This window comes from Acinetobacter terrae, from assembly GCF_002135195.1.
Taxonomy (GTDB): domain Bacteria; phylum Pseudomonadota; class Gammaproteobacteria; order Pseudomonadales; family Moraxellaceae; genus Acinetobacter; species Acinetobacter terrae.
On the sequence record NZ_NEGF01000020.1, the window covers coordinates 1 to 24,510 of the forward strand.

The 24,510-nt window shown below is 38.5% G+C and carries 27 protein-coding genes, 1 rRNA gene, 1 pseudogene and 1 riboswitch; of the genes and pseudogenes, 13 read left to right on the forward strand and 16 right to left on the reverse strand.

The genetic code is table 11. From position 1 onward, the window contains the following. Positions 1-35: 35 nt before the first annotated feature. Both rrf and B9T23_RS16015 read left to right on the forward strand, forming a co-directional pair. Positions 36-150, forward strand: a 5S ribosomal RNA gene (gene rrf, locus B9T23_RS16010). A 168-nt stretch (positions 151-318) separates the two neighbouring features. Further along, positions 319-894: a DUF4256 domain-containing protein gene (locus B9T23_RS16015; RefSeq protein WP_086194782.1), complete on the forward strand. Its 576-nt coding sequence runs from the start codon at positions 319-321 to the stop codon at positions 892-894. Between the two features lie 62 nt (positions 895-956). Here B9T23_RS16015 and B9T23_RS16020 read toward each other — a convergent pair whose 3' ends face one another. From B9T23_RS16020 to B9T23_RS16050, 7 genes are all read right to left on the reverse strand, one after another. After that, entirely contained in the window at positions 957-1,460 is a 504-nt protein-coding gene (locus tag B9T23_RS16020) for a lytic transglycosylase domain-containing protein (RefSeq protein ID WP_067722832.1), read from the reverse strand. A 273-nt stretch (positions 1,461-1,733) separates the two neighbouring features. Beyond that, on the reverse strand, positions 1,734-2,276 hold the full coding sequence (locus B9T23_RS16025) for a type 1 glutamine amidotransferase domain-containing protein (RefSeq protein WP_086194783.1): 543 nt from the start codon (positions 2,274-2,276) through the stop codon (positions 1,734-1,736). Between the two features lie 398 nt (positions 2,277-2,674). Continuing rightward, the gene (locus B9T23_RS16030) at positions 2,675-3,160 is read right to left on the reverse strand and encodes a GNAT family N-acetyltransferase (protein WP_086194784.1); all 486 of its coding nucleotides are present in this window, start codon (positions 3,158-3,160) and stop codon (positions 2,675-2,677) included. Positions 3,161-3,263: 103 nt separating this feature from the next. Further along, a complete protein-coding gene (locus B9T23_RS16035) occupies positions 3,264-4,463 on the reverse strand; it encodes an acyl-CoA dehydrogenase family protein (RefSeq protein WP_086194785.1) in 1,200 nt (399 codons plus the stop codon). Positions 4,464-4,488: 25 nt separating this feature from the next. Beyond that, positions 4,489-5,775: an acyl-CoA dehydrogenase family protein gene (locus B9T23_RS16040; protein ID WP_171263125.1), complete on the reverse strand. Its 1,287-nt coding sequence runs from the start codon at positions 5,773-5,775 to the stop codon at positions 4,489-4,491. Between the two features lie 234 nt (positions 5,776-6,009). Then, the gene (locus B9T23_RS16045; protein ID WP_086194787.1) at positions 6,010-7,383 is read right to left on the reverse strand and encodes an ABC1 kinase family protein; all 1,374 of its coding nucleotides are present in this window, start codon (positions 7,381-7,383) and stop codon (positions 6,010-6,012) included. Between the two features lie 259 nt (positions 7,384-7,642). Next, entirely contained in the window at positions 7,643-7,948 is a 306-nt protein-coding gene (locus B9T23_RS16050; RefSeq protein WP_086194804.1) for a hypothetical protein, read from the reverse strand. Positions 7,949-8,144: 196 nt separating this feature from the next. Here B9T23_RS16050 and B9T23_RS16055 point away from each other — a divergent pair, with 196 nt between their 5' ends. From B9T23_RS16055 to B9T23_RS16075, 5 genes are all read left to right on the forward strand, one after another. Then, positions 8,145-8,525 carry a lysozyme inhibitor LprI family protein gene (locus B9T23_RS16055; RefSeq protein WP_086194788.1) on the forward strand — a complete coding sequence of 127 codons (381 nt, stop codon included), beginning with the start codon at positions 8,145-8,147 and terminating at the stop codon, positions 8,523-8,525. 91 nt (positions 8,526-8,616) lie between these two features. Continuing rightward, complete coding sequence (gene prmB / locus B9T23_RS16060) at positions 8,617-9,627, forward strand: 50S ribosomal protein L3 N(5)-glutamine methyltransferase (RefSeq protein WP_086194789.1); 1,011 nt, start codon at positions 8,617-8,619, stop codon at positions 9,625-9,627. Between the two features lie 12 nt (positions 9,628-9,639). Continuing rightward, a complete protein-coding gene (gene aroC / locus B9T23_RS16065) occupies positions 9,640-10,734 on the forward strand; it encodes a chorismate synthase (protein ID WP_086194790.1) in 1,095 nt (364 codons plus the stop codon). A gap of 125 nt (positions 10,735-10,859) precedes the next feature. Beyond that, the gene (locus tag B9T23_RS16070; RefSeq protein WP_086194791.1) at positions 10,860-11,396 is read left to right on the forward strand and encodes a GNAT family N-acetyltransferase; all 537 of its coding nucleotides are present in this window, start codon (positions 10,860-10,862) and stop codon (positions 11,394-11,396) included. 297 nt (positions 11,397-11,693) lie between these two features. Then, a riboswitch (glycine riboswitch) is annotated at positions 11,694-11,783 on the forward strand. A 147-nt stretch (positions 11,784-11,930) separates the two neighbouring features. Next, positions 11,931-13,175, forward strand: a complete 1,245-nt coding sequence (locus tag B9T23_RS16075; RefSeq protein ID WP_086194792.1) for a D-amino acid dehydrogenase — start codon at positions 11,931-11,933, stop codon at positions 13,173-13,175. A gap of 40 nt (positions 13,176-13,215) precedes the next feature. Here B9T23_RS16075 and B9T23_RS16080 read toward each other — a convergent pair whose 3' ends face one another. Beyond that, positions 13,216-13,587, reverse strand: a complete 372-nt coding sequence (locus tag B9T23_RS16080; protein ID WP_086194793.1) for an MmcQ/YjbR family DNA-binding protein — start codon at positions 13,585-13,587, stop codon at positions 13,216-13,218. A 35-nt stretch (positions 13,588-13,622) separates the two neighbouring features. Beyond that, entirely contained in the window at positions 13,623-14,273 is a 651-nt protein-coding gene (locus tag B9T23_RS16085; protein ID WP_086194794.1) for an A1S_1983 family putative colistin resistance protein, read from the reverse strand. 99 nt (positions 14,274-14,372) lie between these two features. On the opposite strand from B9T23_RS16085, the gene ispF reads away from it, so the two are divergent. After that, complete coding sequence (gene ispF, locus B9T23_RS16090; protein WP_067722784.1) at positions 14,373-14,864, forward strand: 2-C-methyl-D-erythritol 2,4-cyclodiphosphate synthase; 492 nt, start codon at positions 14,373-14,375, stop codon at positions 14,862-14,864. Here ispF and B9T23_RS16095 read toward each other — a convergent pair. The 3 genes from B9T23_RS16095 to B9T23_RS16105 all read right to left on the reverse strand — a co-directional run bounded on the left by B9T23_RS16095 (position 14,852) and on the right by B9T23_RS16105 (position 17,549). Continuing rightward, the gene (locus B9T23_RS16095; protein ID WP_086194795.1) at positions 14,852-15,376 is read right to left on the reverse strand and encodes a protein tyrosine phosphatase family protein; all 525 of its coding nucleotides are present in this window, start codon (positions 15,374-15,376) and stop codon (positions 14,852-14,854) included. The genes ispF and B9T23_RS16095 overlap by 13 nt on opposite strands. Positions 15,377-15,440: 64 nt before the next feature. Next, positions 15,441-16,532 (reverse strand): 3-deoxy-7-phosphoheptulonate synthase, encoded by a 1,092-nt coding sequence (locus B9T23_RS16100; protein ID WP_143222542.1) that lies wholly within the window; start codon positions 16,530-16,532, stop codon positions 15,441-15,443. Between the two features lie 126 nt (positions 16,533-16,658). Continuing rightward, a complete protein-coding gene (locus B9T23_RS16105; RefSeq protein ID WP_086194797.1) occupies positions 16,659-17,549 on the reverse strand; it encodes a sulfite exporter TauE/SafE family protein in 891 nt (296 codons plus the stop codon). A 228-nt stretch (positions 17,550-17,777) separates the two neighbouring features. On the opposite strand from B9T23_RS16105, the gene lpxB reads away from it, so the two are divergent. Then, entirely contained in the window at positions 17,778-18,974 is a 1,197-nt protein-coding gene (gene lpxB, locus B9T23_RS16110) for a lipid-A-disaccharide synthase (RefSeq protein ID WP_086194805.1), read from the forward strand. Between the two features lies 1 nt (position 18,975). On the opposite strand, the gene B9T23_RS16115 is transcribed toward lpxB, so the two are convergent. Continuing rightward, entirely contained in the window at positions 18,976-19,899 is a 924-nt protein-coding gene (locus B9T23_RS16115) for a cupin domain-containing protein (protein WP_086194798.1), read from the reverse strand. Positions 19,900-20,091: 192 nt separating this feature from the next. Here B9T23_RS16115 and B9T23_RS16120 point away from each other — a divergent pair, with 192 nt between their 5' ends. Then, positions 20,092-21,312: an alkane 1-monooxygenase gene (locus B9T23_RS16120; RefSeq protein WP_086194799.1), complete on the forward strand. Its 1,221-nt coding sequence runs from the start codon at positions 20,092-20,094 to the stop codon at positions 21,310-21,312. A gap of 192 nt (positions 21,313-21,504) precedes the next feature. On the opposite strand, the gene B9T23_RS16125 is transcribed toward B9T23_RS16120, so the two are convergent. Then, positions 21,505-21,855, reverse strand: a complete 351-nt coding sequence (locus tag B9T23_RS16125; RefSeq protein WP_086194800.1) for a DUF3147 family protein — start codon at positions 21,853-21,855, stop codon at positions 21,505-21,507. 461 nt (positions 21,856-22,316) lie between these two features. Between B9T23_RS16125 and B9T23_RS16130 the strand changes: the two genes are divergently transcribed. The 3 genes from B9T23_RS16130 to B9T23_RS16695 all read left to right on the forward strand — a co-directional run bounded on the left by B9T23_RS16130 (position 22,317) and on the right by B9T23_RS16695 (position 23,830). Next, the gene (locus B9T23_RS16130) at positions 22,317-22,427 is read left to right on the forward strand and encodes a hypothetical protein (RefSeq protein ID WP_086194801.1); all 111 of its coding nucleotides are present in this window, start codon (positions 22,317-22,319) and stop codon (positions 22,425-22,427) included. 287 nt (positions 22,428-22,714) lie between these two features. Further along, positions 22,715-23,182 carry a Cys-tRNA(Pro) deacylase gene (gene ybaK / locus B9T23_RS16135; RefSeq protein ID WP_086194802.1) on the forward strand — a complete coding sequence of 156 codons (468 nt, stop codon included), beginning with the start codon at positions 22,715-22,717 and terminating at the stop codon, positions 23,180-23,182. 543 nt (positions 23,183-23,725) lie between these two features. Then, positions 23,726-23,830 carry a YHYH domain-containing protein gene (locus tag B9T23_RS16695; RefSeq protein WP_228145956.1) on the forward strand — a complete coding sequence of 35 codons (105 nt, stop codon included), beginning with the start codon at positions 23,726-23,728 and terminating at the stop codon, positions 23,828-23,830. Positions 23,831-23,900: 70 nt separating this feature from the next. Here the strand turns inward: B9T23_RS16695 and B9T23_RS16145 are convergent, their stop codons facing one another. Both B9T23_RS16145 and B9T23_RS16150 read right to left on the reverse strand, forming a co-directional pair. After that, positions 23,901-24,119 (reverse strand): hypothetical protein, encoded by a 219-nt coding sequence (locus tag B9T23_RS16145; RefSeq protein WP_067722770.1) that lies wholly within the window; start codon positions 24,117-24,119, stop codon positions 23,901-23,903. 158 nt (positions 24,120-24,277) lie between these two features. Then, positions 24,278-24,510, reverse strand: a pseudogene (locus B9T23_RS16150) (IS4 family transposase); the annotation flags it as partial.

The following is a 24,510-nucleotide window of genomic DNA, read 5'->3' on the forward strand; positions in this document are numbered from 1 at the left end:
AAATAAGACCATAGCGAGTAATCATAAACAGTTGTGCTGGCGACAATAGCAAGAGTGAACCACCTGATCCCTTCCCGAACTCAGAAGTGAAACCTCTTTGCGCTGATGGTAGTGTGGGGTTACCCATGTGAGAGTAAGTCATCGCCAGCTCATTATTCCTGAAAATCCCCCTCCGCTATAAAGCAGAGGGGGATTTTTTTATGCCTGAAAAAGGGAAAGCCAAAAGACCTTATCTGTACAATTCCTCATTATTTTCTGACTTGTAGTATGTGAAGGGAATAATGCAAAATATTTAAAATAAAAATACAGGAATATAAAATGAAACAGAATAAGCAATTCGAAATACAATTAAACGAAGACCAAGCAGCACATCTTTTAAATATTTTAAAAATACGATTTGAACAGAATATGCAGCGGCATAAAGCAATGCGCTGGTCGAAAATCCAGCACAAGCTGGAAGAAAGCCCAGCTAAAATGTGGTCATTGCATGAAATGGAACGAACAGGTGGTGAACCTGATGTCGTATTGCATGATCATATCACCGATCACTATGTTTTTATGGATTGTAGTATAGAGAGCCCATCGGGTCGTAGAAGCTTATGTTATGACCGAAAAGCACTAGATTCCCGCAAAGCCCATAAACCTGAAAATTCAGTCTTAGATCTTGCTTCAGTTATGGGAGTCGAGTTGTTAACCGAGCATGATTATTATGAACTGCAAGCAATAGACTCAATTGATATGAAAACTTCAAGTTGGCTATTTACACCGGATGATATCCGCAAGAAAGGTGGCGCTCTTTTTGCTGATAAGCGTTATGGACGAGTTTTTGTTTACCACAATGGAGCAGAATCTTATTATGCTTCTCGAGGTTTTCGGGCGTTAGTTAGAGTCTAGATATAACAAATGAATATGAATAATATCCTCCCATCCAATAGGCAGGAGAATTTCTATTAGATTTATAAAGCACCCTTTAAAGTGTTGTGATGTTGTTTAACTTGCCTTGCATACTTTTCACCTTGTTTTTTCATTTTAGAGCTGGAGTTATAGCCAGCAGGTCCAACATTATAATAGGCAAGCGCTTTAGGCCAACTTCCTGCTTTATTGTTATAGGTGGATAAAATATAGGTACCGCAATTAATATTATGATATTCATCACTTAAATCACCTGGACATGTTTGTTGCCAGTAACGTGGAATCACCTGAGTGAGCCCAACGGCACCCGCGGGTGAAATGGCATAGTTCCTATAACTTGATTCTTGTCGAATCATGGCAGCTACTAGTAATGGATCAACAGCATATTTATCCGAACTTTGGATAATCATGGGAGATACACGATTTGCTGTATCGGGTGCAACAGCATATGCTTTTTGTATGCCAGTGGATAATTTGGCAGATCGTTTAGCCACTGAACTCCCACCAAAGGATGTACAACCGGTAAAAGCTAGAGCAGTAATGACGATAGCTGTTGATTTAAATGTAAAAAAATTATTATGGGATAATTTTGAACGTAAATGAGATAAATGGCGCGTAATCAACAAGGTTAGAAACCCAAAGTAAAATTTTATTGAAGTTATGCTAGTGGTCTGTGTAGCGTGAGTCAATAGTTGATGTTTTGTATTATTCAAACGATTTGTGAAGTATTTTTATGAATTGATCATTCAATAATTGAATGTTACAAGCTTTAAATTAAAGCGTCCCATTATGTTAATGGGACTTATCGCTTAAAGATTTTGTTAATTATCCAATTCTTGCAAAATAGCTTGATTAAAGGCGGGGATATCATCGGGGCTTCGCGATGTGATCAATGGCCAATTATTGGTATTGCAACGATGAACTTCTTCATCGACCCAGTTAGCACCGGCATTTTCTAAATCCAGTTTTATACTTTTATATGAGGTTAAATTTTTATCTTTAATTCTTTCCGCATTAATTAATACCCAAGGTCCGTGACAAATGGCAGCAATAGGTTTTGCATTATCGGTAAAGTGCTGAATAATTTTGTGAGCATCCTTATTTAAGCGAAGGGTATCAGCATTTACCGTTCCTCCAGGAATGACCAAAATATCATAATCCTCTGGAGAGACTCTAGATAAAGTGGTTTGCGGTGTATAAGAGGTTGCATGTTCCTTATCACTCTTAACCGTTTGAACATCCTTTTGTTCTTCTGCGGCATGAATCACTTCAATACCTTTTGATTGTAAATATTCAGACGGTTTGATCAGCTCATCTTGTTCTACGCCCACATTTGAAGTAATAAATAAGGCTTTTTTAGACATTTTAGTGATCCTGAATGACTGATTGAAACTTTAACATTAGCAAGCTGAACCAATGAAGCTGTACAAATTTTGGCTTATTCTTGTTAAGGTTTGAAAATTCTTGGCAAAAAATAAGCCCCATCATCGTGACGGGGCTTATTCATATTAGTTACAAGGTAAAACTCCTATTTTACCTTTATGCATCCTGCTTATATCGTTTATTATTTTTATTATGGAAACATCTTGCTTCCTGATATTTTTATATTAAGGTTCATGCTGATTTTAGCATAGGCGTCAATGAATGCTTTCTGTGTAAGCAAATGCTGACATAGGGTTATAAATCAACAGGCTTAATACAAGAAATCTCAAATTAAAGAACGTTCTTTTTAACGCTAGAACATTGTTTAAATGTAGAAGAATTACAGTCGTTTTTCCATCCAAATTTCACAGGCTTGACTATGACCCGTATTGCCTTTGGGATGATTTAAATACTCAAATCCTAATTTTTCATAGAGTTTGACTGCTTGCCAAAGTTCTTTGGTGGTTTCTAGGTAACAAGATTTAAAACCTTGCTGTAGCGTAAACTGAAAGGCTTTTTCTAGCAGTTGCTTAGCAAATCCTAGACCGCGTATTTCTGGTAAAAAATACATTTTTTGAATTTCTAGAATGGTGTGATCGCCTTTTAAAGGCGATAAACCACCGCCACCTAAAATTTCACCCTGTTCATTTTCAATCACCCAATATTGCGCATTAGGTTGATGATAAACCGTGTATAAGTCATCTAAAATTGGGTCAGCTACAGCAAAACCTGATTCAGGAGCAAGTCCAAATTCTTTGGAAACTTCGCGAATGATGCGTGCAATTTCAGCATTATCTTGTGCTTGAATAGGTCTAACTTGATACATAAGCTTAAATTAAAAAAATAAAAAAGTGATGGATTTTTATAACCCTATATCTGATAAAAATCCATCACTTGTAAGGTTTTTATGCATTAAAAATGTCTAAAATTTATTTTAATTCATTTGAACTCTTGCCTAATTCACGTCGTGCGATAATCAATTGCTGAATTTGTTGGGTACCTTCAAAAATATCGAGAATTTTTGAGTCACGTGCCCATTTCTCTAATAGTTCATCTTCGTTATAACCGACACTTGCTGCAAGTTCTACGCATTTTAAGGTAATTTCATTACACATTCGTCCTGCTTTTGCTTTGGAAATTGATGCTTCGCGTGAGTTTGGCTTTTTATTGTCTGCCATCCAAGCGGCTTTCATGGTGAGTAAGCGAGCAGCTTCCCACTCAGCTTCCATACGGTAAATTTGTGCTGCGATATGGGAGGTTTGCAAATAAGGCGTAGTATAATTTTCATCTAATTGATCTTTAAAAATTTCTTTAATTCTTTCTAAAGAGGCTTTTGCACAACCGACAGCCATCGCTGCAACCAAAGGGCGAGTATTGTCAAAAGTTTCCATAACTCCAGCAAAACCTTTGGCAACATCAATTTCAGCATGACCTAACAGGTTTTCTTTAGGTACACGACAGTCAATAAAACTGATGACCGCGGTATCAGACGCTTTAATACCCAGTTTATGTTCAAGGCGTTCCACTTTCATTCCTGAAGTGCCTTTAGGAACCACAAAGGATTTAATAGCCGCACGTCCGAGTTTCTTATCTAATGTTGCCCAGACCACAACAGAGTCAGCACGCTCACCAGAGGTCACAAAAATCTTTTCACCATTTATGATGTAATCATTACCATCTTTGGTAGCCGTGGTTCGAATCGCTGCTGAGTCTGAACCACAACCGGGTTCAGTAATCGCCATAGCCGCCCACGTTCCTTTAAAGCATTCCAATTGCTCATCATTTGCGATAGCTGCAATGGCAGAATTACCCAAACCCTGACGAGGCATACTGAGTAATAAGCCGGTATCTCCATAGCACATCTCGATCACGCCGAGTACAGTGGACATGTTGACGCCATTTTTATTTCCTACTTCTGTGCTTCCACGTTTTCCAACAGCAGCCCCCGCATTGATGCCTTCGCTACCATCGTTCATGCCATCAATTATTGAGGCAAACATGTCGAGTTCTTTCGGATAGCTGTGTTCGGCTTTGTCATATTTGCGTGAAATCGGGCGTAATACATTTAAAGCTGATTCATGGGCTTGATCTATCAGCATCTTAAATTTTTTAGGATTTTGTAAATTCATCTGCATAATTCCTTATTTTTATAGATTAAGCATGTAAGCCTGAATGTAAGATCGCTGTAGCACGTAAATCACGATACCAGCGCTCAACCGGATGTTCCTTGGTAAATCCATGACCACCCAAAATTTGCACACCATCCGTGCCAATTTTCATTGATTTTTCTGCACAGAGTAAACGTGCTAAATAGGCTTCGCGATGAAAAGGTTGACCTGCTTCAGCAAGACTGGCAGCGTTTAAGATCAGCATACGCATGGCCTCAATTTCAATCGCCATGTCTGCAATCATAAACGCCACACTTTGTCGGTGTGAAATAGGCTCACCAAAAGCAGTACGTTGATTGGCATATTGAATACAGTAAGCTTTTACTGCTTCACAGGTTCCTACAGCCATCGCACACCACATCAAATTGCCCAAATCCAAGAAAGCAGTGTAATTAAAGTCATCATCACCTAATAATTCAGCAGGGCTATTATGGAAGTGTAATGTTACGGTTTCTGCAGCTTTTAGGCCCATTGCTGAGCTTTTCTTTGCGGTAATACTGCTATCTCGTTTTACAATAAAAACCTCGGGCGCGCCATTCAGTTCAGCATTCACCAAAAATAGATCGGCAGTTTCACCTAATAGCACTAAAGTTTTTTCACCCTGAAGGGTGTATTTTCCATGGATTAAAGTTGCTTTGGTCTTTAAGTTGAATGGATTAAATGCAGCTGTTGCTTCTTGTATGGCAAATGTAGCATGGATATCGGGATCATTTGCGAAGCTTGTTAAATAGGTGGACTGAACTTTTTCAGAACCCCATTGGGTAATTGCATTAATTACACTAAATGTTGAAAGTAAGCCTGCTGTTAAGCTGAAATCACCTTTGGCTAAATGTTCAGCAATTAATATATTGCTTAGAATATTTTTTTCGGTTGCAACGCCACCCAGAGCTTCTGGAAGAGCATAGTAATTCAGTCCTAAGTCGGTAGCATGTTGCCAAAGTGCTGCAGGGAACTTTTCATCTTGATCAGCTTGAGATGCGAGTGGATAAAGAACTTCTGATGCAAATTGGTCCATTGCATCACAGGTCATTTGCTGTTCTTCAGTCAAGCTTAAATCAAAGAATGACTTGTGTTGATTGGGTAAACGTTGTTTGCTGACATTGGAATTGGCTTTAAATACCTTTTGGGTTTTAGTTAAGGTTTTAAAACCGATTTTTGAACCTTGATATAACGATTTTTCAAGAAATTTACGCAGTTTGAATTGATCGAGAACATCGCTACCGGCAATTTTAGTGATGAGTGATAGCCCAAATCCTTGTGCTTTGTTTACCATATTGGTCATTGTTATCGTCCATCGATTTTCGATTCTTTGTATTTTTATGCTGACATGCAAATTTAGAAAAGACTATGTCATGACTGACAATTAAAATTGACTTGGATGAACGGTTTAAAATGAATTTTAAAGTTATTAAATGATTGAATAATATTTATTTTTAATCATTATAAAGGCGAGTTATAAAGATAAGGTTGACTAGAGTGACAATATAATCACTCTAGTCAGAATCGATTATAAAAATTTTGCGACCATCTTGCGCACATTGGTTTTTGCATCGATCACGGTCATAAAGGTATATGCACCAATAAATTTACGGCTAATAAACATAAATTCTTTCGGTGGAACGCTGAAATAACGCGATGCCATCGATTTGGATGCACGTTGCATCACGCGACTATGCAATTGGCTTTTTTTCCAGTCATAGCGTTGCTGCTCATCCATCACACCTTCAGGTAAGTCTGGATTATTAGCAGTTGTGCTAAATGCTTCAGTGGCCAATAAAAAAACTTTTGCCATATCTGGCTTAATGCTTTGCGGAATTGAATCAAAGAATTCATAACCGGTCATGGCACGAACCATTTCATCACTATCGTGACGATAACCGGCCTGGATTAAATTGCGTGCAACACTCAGCAAGTGCTCATCAAATTGACGAATGGCCCCAAAATCTAACAGGATAATTTTATCTTGGCTATCTGAACCATTACCCAAACGAACCAAATAATTACCAAAGTTTGGATCGGTCTGCATTTCACCCCATTCAAAAATTTCACGTACTGCAATCTCGAGTGAAGCTTCACCGATTTGATTGCGACGCTCTTGAGGCAACGAGAGCATAACAGGGCTATTAATCGGCACACCGCGTTCAAAGGTCATGCACAGAATCTGATCTGTACAATAATCATCAATAATTTGCGGCACGATATAGCGCGGATCGTCTTTTAAACGCTCGGCAAAACGACGTGTCGTTGCAGCTTCAATATCATAATCAACTTCACGGTGCATCATTTCGCGAACTTCATCGAACCACTGATCAAATTCACGAGTTTGCGGCACCATGCGGGTCAATTTGAGCATATTTTTAAATAAGCTCATATCCGAATCAATGGCATCTGCTACACCCGGATATTGAATTTTAAGTACAATTTCCAAACCATCTGATTTGCGCGTGGCGCGATGGACTTGTGCTAAAGATGCGGTGCCTAATGGTTCATGATCAATGGTTAAATCATTCAGTTTAGAACCCAATTGTTGTTCTAAATGTTCTTTAATCGCTGGCCATGCAAGCGCGATGGTTTGATTATTTAAAGTATTCAGCGCTTGAGTAATTTCTTCTGGCAAAAAATGTTCGCCATAAAGCGCCATCATTTGCCCAATTTTAACGATAGAACCTTTTAATTTGCCAATTTCAGAAACAAGATAATCCGCCTGTTCTTTCATGGCTTTTTTACGTTTCTTTTCTTTGTCTGCTTCATTGGAAAACATGGTGGTTGCGCTAGAGGCAGCCCAACGCGTTCCTGCTAGTAATGAAGCTTTAGCGATAGATAAGCGTCGATCCATAGAGGAAGTTTTGAGTTGTTTAAGCTTATCGTTCTGATCTGACATTAAACAAAATCCTTTAATCAGCAAGTCGCAGAATAGTTAATTGTAGCGGATATTACCGTGTATTCACGTATTAAAAAAGTTCAACCTGCTGTACAGAGCATTAATATGCTTAATATTTAATTTATTTTTCAATAAAAAGCCTGAGTCCTATGAGATGTAGAGGCTTTTTCAGCAGAGTGAACTAAATTTATACCAACACTATTTATTGGTCTTTAGAGGGATACGAGCACATGAACATGTCGTGTATATATATAAATATTTACATACGGAATTGAATTTTAATGTCACTTTTTTGCTGCAATACGGTTTTATTATCTTGAATATGTTTAAAAATCATGGCTTGAACGCTGTCATGTTTAAAACCGAGAGCATAACCTTTTACAATGATAATGCTAGGTAAACTAAAGAACAGATATTTGGCATCATCTTCTGATGGGGCTGTGTAGATATCGTGTTCAATCAAGGTTTGCTGAAAGAATTTTTTCTCGCTTTCAACCTGGACTGAAGCTGTATCATTCCAATAGTTTTGGCGCATTGCCATTAAATTATTGTGTTTGTAGCTCATAAAAAAATATTTAGACAAAGAATGGAAACTATATAAGGGCATTTGTTGCAGATTCAATGTGTAATTGTAAGGAAGTTTTTATCGGATTTAGGCTTGAACGGCAGTGATATAGGAATTTGCACATGATTGTTGTAGTATCCCTGAATAAACAAAATAAGAGTATTTAAAATTGAGTCATTTAAGACAGGGGAATGTGATGCGATTTGTACTACCAGTGATTTTCAGTGTGGCTGCTTTAGGTTCAAACTCAGTTTTAGCACAAGGATATTCTGACGAATATAACAAATGTCTAAATACATCTTATGGTCAAACTGCAACAGTTAAAAACTGTGTGGATAAGGAATTAAAAACGCAGGGAAAATTTTTAAACAAATATTATAAAAATTATTTAAAAAATAGTGGTGATAATCAAAGCAGTGTTAAGCAACAACATCAACTTTGGGTAAACCGTCTTAATCAACAATGCTATTACAATGTGACCTCTGCATCTATAGAAGTTCTACAAGCAAAATGCGTATTAGAAATGACAATGGAGCGAGCTTACTATTATCAAACTAAGCAAATTGCGTATAGATAATTGTTTTGAAGCTGATTGAAACATTATAAAAAACGGTTAAAACAAGGTATCATAAGGCGCTTTAAAAAATTTGACCTTGGAGATGCCTTAAGTGGATCAACTGACTATTAGCCCTGAACATTTACAGGAAGCCGCTGAAAACCTAAGCACAATTCGTGATTTTATCCGTTTTGGTGTTTCAGCTCTACGTCAATACGATGCACACTTAGGTCAAGGTACAGAAGACTTTTTTGCAGAAAGCTCGGCCTTAGTATTGCAAACATTGGCATTGGACTGGAGCGCAAATCCAGAAATTCTAGATGCGAAATTACTGCCAAGTGAAAAAGCTGAATTTATCAGTTTACTTGAACGTCGTATCAATGAAAAAGTGCCAACTTCATATTTATTAAACTTGGCTTATTTCTGCGATAAACCTTATTACGTTGACGAACGTGTACTTATTCCACGTTCACCAATTGCAGAATTGATTCAAAACCGTTTCGCGCCATATTGCTTAGATGAAAATCATCAGCCACGTGAAGGTGTCAATAACTTACCGGAAAATCCAAATCCTATAATGCCACGTCGTATTTTGGATATGTGTACCGGTTCAGGTTGTATTGCCATTGCACTCGCTTATGCATTCCCAGAAGCAGAAGTGGATGCGACAGATTTATCGAAAGATGCGTTAGAAGTGGCTCAGATTAACTGTGAACATCATAACCAACAATTCCAAGTAGCATTGATGGAATCAGATCTATTCGCAAAAATTCCTGCTGAAAATCAATATGATTTAATCGTATCGAATCCACCGTATGTGGATGCTGAAGATATGGCAGATTTACCGGCTGAATTTTTGCATGAACCAGAACTTGCACTTGCTGCGGGTCAAGACGGTTTAGACTTGGTTCGTAAAATGTTAGCGCAAGCTGCGGATTACTTAACTGAAGATGGTTTAATTGTCATTGAAGTGGGTAATTCTGAATGGGCAATGAAACAGAACTTTAATACTGTTGATTTCCATTGGTTAACTTTCCAAAAAGGTGGTTCGGGTATTTTTGCTTTAACAGCAGAGCAATGCCGTAAATACCGTGATTTATTTGTACAATCTGTTCAAGCATAAGGAGTTGTGAACATGGCAGGTAATAGTATTGGACAACTGTTCCGTGTAACGACTTGTGGTGAATCTCATGGCGTTGGCCTCATGGCAATTGTCGATGGTGTGCCGCCTGGGATCGAACTGACTGAAGCAGATTTACAAAAAGATTTAGACCGCCGTAAACCGGGGACCTCTAAATTCGCAACTCAGCGTAAAGAGCCGGATGAAGTGGAAATTATTTCCGGTGTATTTGAAGGTAAAACCACAGGTACATCGATTGGTTTATTGATTCGTAATACGGATCAAAAATCGAAAGATTACGGCAATATCGCTCAAACTTTCCGTCCAGGTCATGCGGATTATACCTATACCCAAAAGTATGGTTTCCGTGATTACCGTGGTGGTGGCCGTTCAAGCGCGCGTGAAACTGCAATGCGCGTGGCTGCGGGTGCAATTGCGAAAAAATATCTGGCTGAAAAGTTTGGTATTGTGATTCGTGGTCATGTAACGCAAATTGGTACAGAAAAAGCCAATACATTGGATTGGAATGAAGTTCCAAACAATCCATTTTTCTGTGGTGATGCAGATGCCGTTCCACGTTTTGAAGCTTTAGTAACTTCACTGCGTGAGCAAGGCACAAGCTGTGGTGCGAAGCTTGAAATTCTGGCCGAGAATGTTCCAGTCGGTTGGGGCGAACCAGTATTTGATCGTTTAGATGCTGATATCGCGCATGCCATGATGAGTATTAACGCAGTAAAAGGCGTGGAAATTGGCGATGGTTTTGCTGTTGCAGAGCAGTTTGGTCATGAATCACGTGATGAATTGACCACAGAGGGTTTCCTTGCCAATCATGCCGGCGGGATTCTTGGTGGTATTTCGAGTGGTCAAACCATTCGTGTGGCGATTGCTTTGAAACCGACTGCAAGTATTACCACGCCGGGTAAAACCATTAATATTGCTCGTGAAGATACGGATGTATTGACTAAAGGTCGTCATGACCCTTGTGTCGGTGTTCGTGCAACACCAATCGCTGAAGCCATGTTTGCAATTGTGTTGATGGATCACTTCATGCGTCATCGTGCACAAAATGCTGATGTGGTTGTACCGTTTGCTCCGATTGAACCTAAGTAATTAGTTAAGGCTACGAGCTTTAATGATAAAAAAACCAGACTTAAAGTCTGGTTTTTTTATGGATAGAATTTTGTTTGATGATGCTTTGTGGTAATTTTTATTAAATTCAATTTTTTAGAAAAATAATGAAGTCATTAAGATATAGAACCGCAAATTTAAATGATATCGACAACCTAATAGGTTTGATTGATCAGGCGTATCGTACGAATATGGGTTCTAGTTGGACCAGTGAACAAGATATTGTTGTTGGAGATCGAATCAATCATCAGCAATTATTAAAGAGTTTAGAACAAAAAAATTTCTCTTTATTTATTGCTGAAACTTTGGGAAATAAGCAGTCTGATTTAGTCGCCTGTATAGGTTTAACCTTTCAGCAAAATGCTGTTGAAATAGGAACTTTTTGTGTGGATTCACATTGGCAAAATCAGGGTGTTGGAAAGCAGGTTTTGGAATATGCTGAAAAAAGGGCCTTAGAAATTTTTCCAGCATTCAATCATTATGAAATGTTTGTACTGGATGCCAGAACAGAGCTGATTCAGTATTATGAAAGATGCAGCTATTCAAAAACAGCATGTATCGAGTCTTATCCGATTCATGCAAACGTAGGGCAACCTTTGATTGATTTAAAATTACAGCATATGACCAAGTCGGTAATTAAATAGAGATAAATCAGTTAATGTAGCATTTTCAATGCTTGACCATTTTGCTTAAAAAAATAAGATCTAATTAAGTGTTTGGTATTATTGCTTTAAGAGAGCCAAATCAGAGCGTTGAACTCATATAAATGTGCAATCTGAATAACTGATTTCAATTCATTTTTACGATATTTAGATTTTCCTCATTCTTTTTTAATCTTAATTGGTTGATATACATATTTATTTTTATGTAAGATGAATTAATTAACAAATAAATAAATTTAGTGCTCGCGAATGGTACAAAAGTTGCTCATATTAATATAAGCAATTATTGCAGGAGAGATGTTCTTCTGTGAACACGCCGAAGGAGCAACGACCCCGGAAACTCTCAGGCAAAAGGACTGTAATAATTTCAAAAATCTGGAGAGAAGCATATTCAGTCAATATGCTCACCGAAGGGGATGGTCAGCGTTAAGTTTTTAACGTCATGATCGAAGCTCTCAGGTATCAATGACAGATGGGGCTCAGAAGAAATGTATACACATTTCCAGGGAGTGTCGTATGTGTCATATTGTTGTGATCGGATCAGGAATTACCGGTGTTACTTCCGCCTATGAGCTGGCAAAATTGGGCTATAAAGTTACCGTTATGGATAAACATTTATATCCAGCCATGGAAACCTCATTTGCCAATGGCGGACAACTTTCTGCCTGTAATGCAGAAGTCTGGAATCAAAAAGCCACAGTACTGAAAGGTATTAAGTGGATGTCGAATAAAAATGCACCGCTATTACTTAACCCTTCATTTGACCTGCATAAATATGGCTGGTTAATGGAATTCCTTGGCAATATTAAAAATTACGAAGCCAATACTCGCGATACCGTAAAAATGGCGCTATTAGCCCGTGAGCGTTTATTTGCTGTTGCTGAGCAAGAAAATATTCAGTTTGATTTGGAAAAGCGTGGAATTCTGCATTTTTACCATAGCAAACTGGATTATGAAGTGGCGACTCGGGTGAATACTTTGCTTACTGAGGGTGGTTTGGAAAGAATTCCGGTTACACCGGAAGAAATTAAAAGCATAGAGCCGAGTTTGAAAGACGAATATTATGGCGGCTTTTATTGTCCCGGAGATGCCACAGGCGATATTCATAAATTTACCAAGGGGCTTGCCGAAGCATCTGAAAAATATGGTGTGAAATACATGTTTGGCATGGAAGTGACTGATGTAAAACATCATGCCAAAGGTGTGACTGTGCTTTACCATGCCAGCAATGAAAATATGCGCTTAGATGCAGCGACAGTTGAATCATTGGAAGCAGATGCTGTGGTGGTGTGTGGTGGTGTGGGAAGTTATCACTTGGCAAATTTACTGGGCGATCGGGTCAATATATATCCAGTTAAGGGCTATTCCATTACGCTCGATTTAAATGATGAGGACAGTATCAAAAATGCGCCTTGGGTCAGCCTGCTTGATGAAAGTTCTAAAATTGTGACTTCACGTTTAGGTGCGGATCGTTTACGCGTTGCAGGAACGGCTGAATTTAATGGTTATAACCGAGATATTCGTGCCGATAGAATTCAGCCATTAATTGATTGGGTGAATAAACATTTTGACATCAGTACTGAAAATGCGGTGCCTTGGGCAGGTTTACGCCCGATGATGCCCAATATGATGCCAATTGTTCGACGAGGAAAACGTGAACGGGTTTTTTATAATACCGGACATGGTCATTTAGGCTGGACATTATCTGCAGCTACAGCGGTGATGATTAGTCAGGAAGTCGCTGCACAACATCCAGTTTAAGCAATTAAAAAGCATGGAGTTTTAGTTAGCTTCATGCTTTTTATTGTATAGCTTCTAAATTCTTTCTCTGGTGTTTAGGTAATTTACTGATCACCAGTTCATATGAAGCAATGACTAAATCTTTTACCAATTCCATGGTGATTTCTTTACCCGGATAAATCGTGATCCAGTGCTTTTTATTCATGTGATATCCCGGACGAATCGATGGATAGATATCACGCAACATTTCAGATTCTTGAGGGGAGCATTTTAGAGTGACAATTTTTTCGCCTTGATAAATCATGGTCATCATAAAAATTTTATTCGAGACTTTATATACATCCACACCAAAGCCAAAAGGCTGTGAATGTTCAGCCGCGACCAGGTTTGTGGCTGTTTCAATGGCAATTTTCTGAATCGAATGATCATCCATCAGCGCAACACTTTTTTAAAAATCAAATTGAGTAATTAATCATAAATCCGATATACACCGACAAAACGCTCACAGCCTTTCTGTGTTGTTTTCACCGACAAGATCGCTTTATTAAAATCGAACTGATATTTGCAATCATGTTCGTTATCGGTAATCTCACTTTTCTGCTCAGGCGTTGTATAGGCCAAGAAAGGAACAGTTTGTGTTTCTAATTTATTGTTTGGATTGCGGTAGGCGATACCTTCAATTTTAATTCTGTCTTTGCTGAGTTGGTGGACTTGTAAATGCACAGGTTGACTGGCAATTTGCCCATTTTCAAATTTTAAATAATGATTGGTTAAACTCTGATTCAGTGAAGTATAGAAGTTGAGATCTTCAATGCGCAGTTCAAATTGTTGCTTATAACAGTCCAGACTTTTACATTGTTGTAAGCGCTTAAACCATAAAGTATGCGTATCTTCTAATAAATGAACTGGCGCATCACTGACCAAAAATGCAGTGATATAATGATTGGTTAATTTTTCCCGCGATTGGGCAAAATTTTCAGCACAAATCTGTTTCATTGACGAGGTGTGGGGGCTGGAACAGTCAATTTTTTGAGCATGAGCCAAAGTTGAGCACAAACAGCCAATACTGAATAATGTGCTTAATGTTTTAATGAGATTAATATCGGTATTCACCAGCATGATCGCTTATAATTTCACTATGTTGCGCTGATGTAACTATAGCGAAATAGAAAGCGTGAATACAACATCTCAATCATTTATTTCTTAAGGATGCTCAAAGTGGTCGCACAAATTCGAATTGGTCAGGGAATGGATGTACACGCCTTTGAAGAAGGTGATTTTGTTACTTTGGCAGGGATTAAAATTCCCCATACTCAAGGTTTAAAAGCACATTCAGATGGTGATGTGGTGTTACATGCTTTATGTGATGCGCTCTTGGGTGCTTTGGCTTTGGGCGATATCGGGCAGCATTTTCCAGATACCGATGCAAAATTTAAAGGTGCTGATAGCCGAGTTTTGCTTAAACATGTCTATCAACTAATTCTGGATCGTGGTTATGTTCTGAATAATGCCGATATTACTGTTGCCTGTGAGCGTCCAAAGTTGGCGAAACATAATCTGGAAATGCGTCAAAGTATTGCAGATGTTCTGGATGTACATGTCACACAAATTAGTGTTAAAGCCACAACCACAGAAAAATTAGGCTTTACAGGACGTGAAGAAGGGATTCTATCGACTGCAACAGTTTTGATTTCGCATCAGGCAAAATGATCTGGATGGATCAGCGATTGCTGTAATTCTTTAGTGGCTTTGCGACCTTGCAGTTGTAAGGCTACTGCATGGATGAGACCAGTCCAGGTTTCATTCGGTTCCCAAATGCTGTGCATCAACTCTTGCGCTGTAGGCATGTCTATATCCAGATAGTACTGACGATATAAATACATCAAACTACTGACATGATAATTTTTGCTGCAATGCACCCAGACCATTTGTTCTTGTACTAAATGAGCCAGCATGTCTAAGATCAGTAAACATTGGTCATCAGACGGTGTTTCTGGCGAAATCGGAAATTGAATATAATTTAAGCCTAAATCTAAACAAATTTTATCTTCATGAGCCAAATGCTGCTCTGCATCAGACAATCCCAGATTCACAATCGTGGTCACGCCGTATTCTTTAATCAGTTTCAATTGTTCAGCCGTGGGCTGAGCTGAGGTGAATAGGTGTTCGTGAATAAACTGGAAGTTCTCGATGTGGCTTAATGCATTTTCAATTTCATTCATAAGATAAAATTTTTCCTAAGGTTAAAGTAGAAACGCCATCTGGTTAGATGGCGTTTTAAATCTCTTAGCGATTTGATAAAACGTCTTTGAGTGCTTCATGCATATCGAGCAGGGCTTTTTCAGTGGTTTCCCAATCGATACAGCCATCAGTCACTGATTTGCCGTATTCAAGATCATCCAGATTTTCAGGAATATCTTGGCGACCGCCTTTAAGATGGCTTTCAACCATCAGACCCACAATCGACGTGTTGCCATCCAGAATCTGTTCTGTGATGTTTTTCAATACCAGCGGTTGTAAGTACGGGTCTTTGTTTGAATTGGCATGACTGGCATCAATCATGATCTTGTTGCTGACTTTCGCTTTCGCCAAAGCATTTTCAGCTTCTGCAACAGAACCTGCATCATAGTTCGGTTTGCCATTACCACCACGAAGGACTACGTGTGCATATTGGTTACCGCTGGTACGAATGACAGAAACTTGACCTTGGTCATTTAGACCGAGGAAGCTGTGACCATGTTTAACCGATTGCATTGCGTTGGTCGCAACCGTTAAACCGCCATCTGTACCATTTTTAAAGCCTACAGGTGATGATAAGCCTGAAGACATTTCACGATGCGTCTGGCTTTCGGTAGTACGTGCGCCAATTGCTGACCATGAAATAAGATCTTGATAATATTGCGGTGAGTTAGGATCAAGCGCTTCAGTGGCACACGGCAATCCTTTTTCATTCAGTTCAACTAAAAGCTGACGACCAATACGAAGACCTTTTTCAATATTGAAAGAGTCATTCATGTCAGGGTCATTAATTAAACCTTTCCAACCCACAGTAGTACGTGGCTTTTCAAAATAAACGCGCATCACAATGTAAAGGGTATCTTTTACTTTTTCGCTTAAAACTTTTAAACGATCCGCATATTCATGTGCAGCAACCGTGTCGTGAATTGAGCAAGGACCAATGACCACGAATAGACGCTTGTCTTTACCATCAAGGATATTGCGAATGGTTTCACGACCTTTTAGTACGGTTTGATAGGCATGTTCAGTCAGAGGTAACTCTTTTTTTAATTCAGCTGGAGTTACAAGAGGCTGAATGCTTTGTACATTCACGTCGTCGATGTCAGATTGTGTAATAGGTTTTGACTGTAGTGTATTCATTGCCGTCACTGGTTCGATCATACAAAAGTTTATTCTCAATCTGAATATAACACGAATGTATGTTCACAATGTTATAAAAAAGATCAATATATAGGTCAAAAAAAAGTGATGAATCGTATAGTTAAATTAAACTTTCATCGATTTTTCAATAATGATCACTTGCGCTGTAGCCGGTTTTTCTACAGGTTTTGCTTTGACCGGATGAAGCATGAAATTCATGCCTAATGCGAATAGGGTAATACCGAGAATCTTACGGATAATTTTTTCTGGCAGGCGGGAACTGATCAAAGTTCCAACGATAATTGCAGGAATTGAACCGACCAATAACCATCCGAGTAAATGTAAATCTACATTACCCGAACTCATGTGTCCAAGTCCTGCGACTAAAGTCAAAAGAACGGCATGGACCACATCGGAACCGATAATACGAATCATGGGTAAATTCGGGAACATCAGCACAAGCGCCATAATGCCAAATGCACCAGCACCGACTGAAGAAAGGGTCACAAATACGCCAAGTACAATACCCATAATGATAATATAAGTACGTTTGTCTTTCGCTTGCAGGTTAACCTTTTCTAAATCCTGCGTCATATCCAAAGGTACATCTTTACGCATCTTGTTAAAGAAACGTTCAATGTGGCCGCGGAACACGATGGAAATACCGGTCAGGGTCAACATAAAACCCAAGACCATGGTCAAAACAGCTTTATAGCTACTTGATTGACTCAGGTAGTTTTCTAAAACCCAATGCGTCGCAAGCGAAGCGGGAATACTCCCCACCGCAAGCCAAAGGACAATCGGCCAGACAATATTCATTTTTTTTGCGTGAACTAAAGACCCGCAGAATTTTGAAATTGCGGCATAAAGTAAGTCTGTTCCAATGGCAATATGTGGCTCGATTCTAAACAGGCTAATCAGGATGGGCGTCATTAATGAACCTCCACCAACACCTGTAATCCCAACGCAGAAACCGACCAAAACACCTGCTAAAATAAATTCGAGTGGACCAAACATGGTTATATATGCCAAATATCAAAAAACGTGCATATGTTATGACTTTTTCATATAAGTCGTTGTCTTGATTATTGATTTACTTATTCTAAAAAAAGAAATAGAAAATAGCGTTGATTAGGCAGGACGATAAAGCCTCATTTCTAATAAGAAAAAATAGCTTTGCACCGCTATCATGATTAATCTGAAAGATCAGCTATGTTAAACTTTAAAAAATTTGAGGATAAACACTTGCAAAATCGGAAGCTTAAAATCGGTATCGTTGTCGGGGAAGTGTCTGGAGATACGCTTGGCGCTAAACTCATCCGTAGTTTTCGTGAGCAAGGAATTGATGCCGAATTTGAAGGCATCGGTGGTCCGCAAATGATTGCAGAAGGCTTCAAAAGCTATTATCCGATGGATGTTTTATCGGTGATGGGAATCGTTGAAGTCTTAAAAGATATTAAAAAGCTCTTCGCAGTCCGTGATGGATTGGTCGATACATGGACAAAAGATCCCGTCGATGTATTTGTGGGGATTGATGCACCGGACTTTAATTTACGTTTATCAAAAAGCTTAAAACAGAAAAATCTGCCGATTAAAACTGTGCAATATGTCAGTCCTTCGGTTTGGGCATGGCGTCAGGGACGGGTACATGGCATTAAAGCCAGTATTGATTTGGTGCTGTGTTTATTTCCGTTTGAAAAAGCCTTTTATAAGCAATTTGATGTTCCGGCTGCTTTTGTGGGGCATCCATTGGCAAGTCAACTGCCGCTCACAAATCCACTGATTGAGGCCAAGCAAGAACTTGGCTTGAATGTTGAACACAAACATATTTCACTTTTACCGGGTAGCCGCCGTGGCGAAATTGAAAGACTGGGTCCATTGGTGCTGGATGCAGCCAAAATTATTAGCCAAAAGCACCCTGAATATATCTTTTTGATTCCTGCGATTAATGATGCACGCAAGCAGCAGATTGAAGCATTACTAAAACAATATCCTGCTGACTTTGTCGCTAAAGTTTGCTTGATGGAAAATACAGATACCGAATCGAAAATTGGTCGTCAGGTCATGAATGCCTCCAATATTGTGGCCTTGGCGTCAGGAACTGCAACTTTAGAGGCGATGTTATTGCATCGTCCGATGGTGACGTTTTATAAGTTAAATTGGCTGACTTATGTGGTGATCAAATTCCTGATCAAAATTCCTTATTATTCTTTACCGAATATTATTGCCGGTAAAAAAATCATTCGAGAATTGATTCAAAGTGATGCAACGCCGGAAAATTTGGCTGCTGAAATTGAAAAATTGATGAATGTTGAAACCGCACAAATTCAGGCGATGCAGCACATCACCATGCATAAGAAATTACTTTCCGGAAATAGTGAAGATCCAGTTCAAGCCATTCTGAACATCTTAAATGCCGTGAATACATCAAATTCAGAATAATTTACTGAAATTGTTGCCGATACTGGCTAGGGGTCAAATCAAACAGCCGTTTAAAGGTTTGGCTAAAGGCCGTTTCTGAAGAATAGCCAACGCGATGGGCAATTTGCTGAATCGATAATTGTCCTTCGCGTAAATGTTGTGATGCCAAACGGAAACGATATTGCTGTAAATACGCCAACGGTGTTTCACCCACGATATTGCTAAATAAAGTGGCAAACTTCGAGCGTGACATACAACATTGTTCAGCCAAACTTTCCACCGTCCAGGCCTGTTCCGGTTTGCCATGAATAGCGGCCAAAGCATTTGCCAATTCGGTATGCGCCAAAGCTCTGAGCCAGTTATTGGAATCCTGTAATTGCGCAATATAGTCACGGACACATTCAATAAAGAGAATACTGACCAGATGATCGAGGATTTTGTCGCGACCCGGTCGAATTTGATAAGCTTCAACCGCCAAAAAATGTAAGCCAATCTGTAGCCATTCAGGTGCGGTACTGCCGGTAATATGGTGAATATGAATATAGTTGGGCAGGGCATTCAGTAACGGACGCGCCATAATCGTATCAATATGACAACGAATCGCTAAAATGAGAGCAGGTTCACCGCTAACACCTCCAAACTCGATAGTTTCCTGTCTTTTTTGATCAAAAAGTGCTGTGATATTTAAAGCTTCAATTAAATTACTTTTATTATTGCTATGGCAAGAGTGGTTTTGCCCTGAAGGGATCAGCACTAGATCACCCGCTTCGACCTGAAGTTGGGTGTGTGGATTCAGTTGAATCGTCATATTGCCCACCAGAACCACATAGCCAATCACAGCATCTTGTTCCTGATAAGAATATGCCCAGTCACCTTGCGGTTTTAAATAAATATATTCAGATTTATTAAGATGAATATCATCAAAAATTTTACTTAAAGCATCCATGTCTTATCGTTCTGTCATCATCTAATAAAAATTATAAAAAGCCTTGATTCACTCAAGCATGTGTTTTCAGGTCAAATATTGGCTATTGATGCCAAGGACGTTTGCATAGCTTTTTTGGACGTTTAAAACTGTTCTTGATGGCCTATTTCTAGAAATATAACGGTAGAATAGAAAATAGGGAAGATCGCCAGCATGAATGCACCAGTAAATTTAAATCAAACAACAATTCAAACCCTACCCACTGCTGCAGGTTTAGCACTCGATAAAAAACGCTATTGGTGGTTATTAAGCCCGGGTTTACCTGTCATTGGCATGGGTATTTTGGCAGGCTATCAGTTTGGCCCTAAAGCCACAAAAAAAATATTTGCCTTAGGCGGCCCTTTATTGCTGCATGTGATTATTCCAAGTGTCGATGCTATTGTAGGCAAGGACAATAACAACCCAAGCGATGACCAAATTAGCTCATTAGTGAACGATCCTTATTACGACCGTATTGTGAAATTGTTCATTCCTTTGCAAATGGCAGCCAATCTATTTGCAGGCTATGTGGTAAGTCGTAAAGAAACCTCTTTTGTCGATCAAATCCTGTTGGGGATTTCCATGGGAGCCATTAATGGTGTAGGGGTCAATACTGCCCATGAATTGTCACATCGTCCGAATAAAAAAGATCACTATCTTTCTCATGCCACGTTAATGCCTTTGTTTTACAACCACTTTCGGGTTGAGCATCCTTATGGACATCATAAACGTGCTGCAACGCCTGAAGATCCAGCATCTTCTAAAATGGGGGAAACCTTTTATGAGTTTTGGCCAAGAACGGTATTGGGGGGTCTTAAATCTGCCGTAGAAATTGAAAAGAACCGTTTAAAACGTAAAGGTTTATCTTTCTTTAGCAAGGAAAATGAGCTGTTTCAAGGGTGGGCGATGAGTGCAGGTTTTCATGCCACCATGTTGAAGCTGTTTGGCAAAGATGTGATTCCATATTTGGCGACACAGGCTTTTTATGGAGTGAGCTTATTTGAAATAATTAACTATATTGAACATTACGGTTTAATGCGGGATAAAAAACCAGATGGTTCTTATGCGCGTACCATGCCAGAGCATAGCTGGAATAATAATAACATTACCACTAATCTGTTTTTGTACCAGTTACAGCGTCATTCAGATCATCATGCCTATCCGACACGTCCATTCCAGGCGTTACGTAATTTTGATGAAGCGCCTGAATTGCCAAGTGGTTATGCAACCATGTTATTGCCGGCTTTGATTCCATCGCTATGGTTCAAAATAATGGATAAACGCGTATTTGAGCATTATGAGGGAGATTTAAATAAAGCCAATATTCATCCCAAACGCCGTGCGAAAATTTTCAAGAAATTTGGCGTGATTGATCGCTTATTGAATAAAGAATAGTGGATATAAGCTAAAAATTTAATATTTTTGACCAAGTCTCTAATTGATAAATCATAAAAAAAGCCCATTCGAGGGTGAATGGGCTTTTTACAACATCGTATTATATTGATTCTATATGACAATTTAATTACATTTTGCATAACGTGTATTATGTTGATTTGGGGAAAACTAACATAATGGCCCTTCTTTTATTTACAGTAGATCAATGCCGAAATGTCGTAATACAGCAGCCCATAAAATGAAGATAAGAACAGTCATTACACAGCAAATGGCTATAGATGGCCAAAATCCATAACGCTGATAAAGTATGGGGAATGCTAAGAACATAGGCAAGGTCGGCACCACATACCAAAATGTATACCAAGCATGATTTGAAATTTTTTGTGGATCTTGATCCTCAAGTTTCATCCATATCAGCACAAGTACCGTCACGATAGGTAAGGCTGCAAGTAGTCCTCCTAAGCGGTCACTACGTTTAGCAACTTCTGAAATAAGTACAATCATACCTGCCGTAATAGCGTACTTAGTGATAAGCCAAGCCATGTAAATGTCCTATAGGTAAAATCCTATTTTATAGTTTGTTTAGCAGTATAGTTGTTACAAGAAGTCAAAAAATTATGGATCTGATGTCCATTCCATTCATCAGGGTATTCCTACTGCAATACTTATCTATTAATATAAATATCAATTACTTAACAGTTCAAGTCTGAGCAATAAATAGGCGAAAATCCGGTTTTGAAACAACTTGGTTATTTCTCGGTCAATTCTGGGATTTTTTGCCAATAGAATTGGTTTTTATTTAATCAAATTAAAGCTTGCTTCAATGTTCCCGGCCCTCCCAAGGCAAAAAAATATCCCCAATTTTTGCGGATAAGTCTGCGCATACTTTTTAATCAATTATGGATATTTTAGCTCGTCAGGATTCGTTGAAATTATTAATGTTTAACATGCTCTAAATTAGTGCAATAATATGATGCAATTTAGACTAAGCCTTGAGGATCAATATGAATTTTTTAAAAAAGAAAAATAAAGCTAGCTTTGTATTCTTCATCATCACACTTTATTCATTTATCGGATTCGGTTTAGGTTACGTCATTTGGGAATATTTTTTATAGGGGCTCTGCCTTGAAGGAGAGCTTCCCACAAGAAATATAGAAGTTTCAATGTTGAGTGAAAACTGAAGCTTTAGTTTTTATTTTATTTTTGAGTTTTAATTACATTTAATCTATAAATACAAGCATTTAACATACATGCTTTTATGTAAAGTGGTTATTAATTACTTAGATTATCAGACAAAGTGTCCCATAGATGAGTTGATAAGCTAAAAATAGCCTAAGCATGCTAAACATTGACTTTGAAAAAGCATATAATCTACTTATCCCGTTTTTTATATCATCGACAAATGACACCTGCTTGCAAAGTTTTAAAATCAAATAAAATTGAATTTTCTATCCATGAATATGAGCATGATGTAAATGCAAAAAGTTTTGGATTAGAAGCGGCTGAAAAGTTAAATTTAGAAGTCAAACAGGTCTTTAAAACCTTATTGGTAACCGATGATAAAAATTACTATGTTGCTGTTTTACCTGTTGCACATCAATTAAGTTTAAAGAAAATAGCTGCAGCAGTAGGCGCTAAAAAATTACATATGGCATATCCTAAAGATGCCGAACGCTTAACTGGATACTTGGTGGGTGGGATCAGTCCAGTCGGGCAGAAAAAAATTTTAAAAACAGTTATTTGTGATAGTGCTAAACAGCTTGAATCTATGTATGTGAGTGGTGGAAGAAGAGGGTTGGATATAGGGGTGAAGCCTGATGATCTAGCTCGGGTTTTAGGTGCTAAATTTGCCGATATTATTGATGAATAATCATGTGATTTAACACTATTAATTTGAGTATGGTTTTAGGTGTTACTCACATTATTACTCACTTTTCCTATTCCCTTAAAATAACAAAAGCCGCATTAAGGGTCACGTTTTGATGTAGAGGGATGGTTACTGCAATTTGGGGCATGGTTATATACCAACACAAGTTCAAGCGGTCGTACTGTGAATCCTATTGCCGTAGCTATGGGCATTAGTTAAGGCATTCTTTGAAACAAGAGAATTTATTCGCTCACAAGACCAAAACTATAACAATATTCACAACAAATTATCACTTCAACTTGATCTGGCTAAATCAGATGCAAGCCTGGCGGGTAGTGTTTTAGGAAGTTATCGCAAGAAAAGAGATTTATTAATGACTGCAATTACTGAAGTTGAGAGACTTATGCAGCCATGCTTATTTGAATAAAAACCACACTCTCGCCATCTCCGGGTGGTTTTTTAATGCTTGATAAATAACCTGCTTCAGCTATAAATGAATCTTATACTTTAAAATGTAGGGATATTTTGAACAAGATTATAGCTTTAGTGCTTTTAACTTTGGTTGCAACTATAGCTTATTCGCATAGTGGTCACACAGCTAGTGATGGATGTCACAATGAAAGAAGTACAGGAACACGACACTGCCATTAATAATAAAAGCACCCTAGGGTGCTTTTTTAATGCTGCTTATATGTAGAACTTGTGGTTGTTTGCTCTTTTATTATTCAGGCGTGGTTTTTTCTTGTGGTTGGGGGGTGCTGGTTGGGGCAGCTTCTTGGATTGTTGCCTTGGGTTTGCGGTTAGGCATATAGTCTGGGTCGCTGGTCATGGCTAAGTATAGGAAAGTAAAAAAGATAGTGGTTATAGCACCAACTATGGCAACGAATTTCCAACCTAAAACGGTTGATTCTGAGTCATCTGATGAGGAGTTGTTTTTCATGAAAAAGCCTAAATAGCAAAAAATAAAAGTGTCACCTTTGTATTATAAAACTGATTTATGAGAAAAACCATGTCATATGCATTTATGGAATATCAACCACTTTTAGTTTTTTAACGCCAAAAGAAAAGCACCTCATGGCACTGCTGTCCCACAATTTTTCATAAAAGGAGGCTCAATTGAGCTTCCTTTTGTTTTATCGGTATTTTATCGGGCATGAATAAAGCTTTTAAGGTTTTTCTCTCAAACAGATTTACTTGGATCATTCTTAGTAACCGTTGAACCGTCCAGCCTTCTTGTCCTAAATGCCGGGCAAAACTCACCAGTAAATAGGCAATCAGGGCAATCCAAATTTGCGTCTGAATTGCGTTCCTGCTTCGGCCTATAAAGGCTT

Excerpts from the sequence above, each read along its gene's own strand:
- B9T23_RS16015 (WP_086194782.1), top strand. The coding sequence starts at position 319 with ATGAAACAGAATAAGCAATTCGAAATACAATTAAACGAAGACCAAGCA.
- B9T23_RS16025 (WP_086194783.1), bottom strand. The coding sequence starts at position 2,276 with ATGTCTAAAAAAGCCTTATTTATTACTTCAAATGTGGGCGTAGAACAA.
- B9T23_RS16030 (WP_086194784.1), bottom strand. The coding sequence starts at position 3,160 with ATGTATCAAGTTAGACCTATTCAAGCACAAGATAATGCTGAAATTGCA.
- B9T23_RS16035 (WP_086194785.1), bottom strand. The coding sequence starts at position 4,463 with ATGAATTTACAAAATCCTAAAAAATTTAAGATGCTGATAGATCAAGCC.
- B9T23_RS16040 (WP_171263125.1), bottom strand. The coding sequence starts at position 5,775 with ATGGTAAACAAAGCACAAGGATTTGGGCTATCACTCATCACTAAAATT.
- B9T23_RS16045 (WP_086194787.1), bottom strand. The coding sequence starts at position 7,383 with ATGTCAGATCAGAACGATAAGCTTAAACAACTCAAAACTTCCTCTATG.
- B9T23_RS16050 (WP_086194804.1), bottom strand. The coding sequence starts at position 7,948 with ATGAGCTACAAACACAATAATTTAATGGCAATGCGCCAAAACTATTGG.
- B9T23_RS16055 (WP_086194788.1), top strand. The coding sequence starts at position 8,145 with ATGCGATTTGTACTACCAGTGATTTTCAGTGTGGCTGCTTTAGGTTCA.
- aroC (WP_086194790.1), top strand. The coding sequence starts at position 9,640 with ATGGCAGGTAATAGTATTGGACAACTGTTCCGTGTAACGACTTGTGGT.
- B9T23_RS16070 (WP_086194791.1), top strand. The coding sequence starts at position 10,860 with ATGAAGTCATTAAGATATAGAACCGCAAATTTAAATGATATCGACAAC.
- B9T23_RS16075 (WP_086194792.1), top strand. The coding sequence starts at position 11,931 with ATGTGTCATATTGTTGTGATCGGATCAGGAATTACCGGTGTTACTTCC.
- B9T23_RS16080 (WP_086194793.1), bottom strand. The coding sequence starts at position 13,587 with ATGGATGATCATTCGATTCAGAAAATTGCCATTGAAACAGCCACAAAC.
- B9T23_RS16085 (WP_086194794.1), bottom strand. The coding sequence starts at position 14,273 with ATGCTGGTGAATACCGATATTAATCTCATTAAAACATTAAGCACATTA.
- B9T23_RS16095 (WP_086194795.1), bottom strand. The coding sequence starts at position 15,376 with ATGAATGAAATTGAAAATGCATTAAGCCACATCGAGAACTTCCAGTTT.
- B9T23_RS16100 (WP_143222542.1), bottom strand. The coding sequence starts at position 16,532 with ATGAATACACTACAGTCAAAACCTATTACACAATCTGACATCGACGAC.
- B9T23_RS16105 (WP_086194797.1), bottom strand. The coding sequence starts at position 17,549 with ATGTTTGGTCCACTCGAATTTATTTTAGCAGGTGTTTTGGTCGGTTTC.
- B9T23_RS16115 (WP_086194798.1), bottom strand. The coding sequence starts at position 19,899 with ATGGATGCTTTAAGTAAAATTTTTGATGATATTCATCTTAATAAATCT.
- B9T23_RS16120 (WP_086194799.1), top strand. The coding sequence starts at position 20,092 with ATGAATGCACCAGTAAATTTAAATCAAACAACAATTCAAACCCTACCC.
- B9T23_RS16125 (WP_086194800.1), bottom strand. The coding sequence starts at position 21,855 with ATGGCTTGGCTTATCACTAAGTACGCTATTACGGCAGGTATGATTGTA.
- B9T23_RS16130 (WP_086194801.1), top strand. The coding sequence starts at position 22,317 with ATGAATTTTTTAAAAAAGAAAAATAAAGCTAGCTTTGTATTCTTCATC.
- ybaK (WP_086194802.1), top strand. The coding sequence starts at position 22,715 with ATGACACCTGCTTGCAAAGTTTTAAAATCAAATAAAATTGAATTTTCT.
- B9T23_RS16145 (WP_067722770.1), bottom strand. The coding sequence starts at position 24,119 with ATGAAAAACAACTCCTCATCAGATGACTCAGAATCAACCGTTTTAGGT.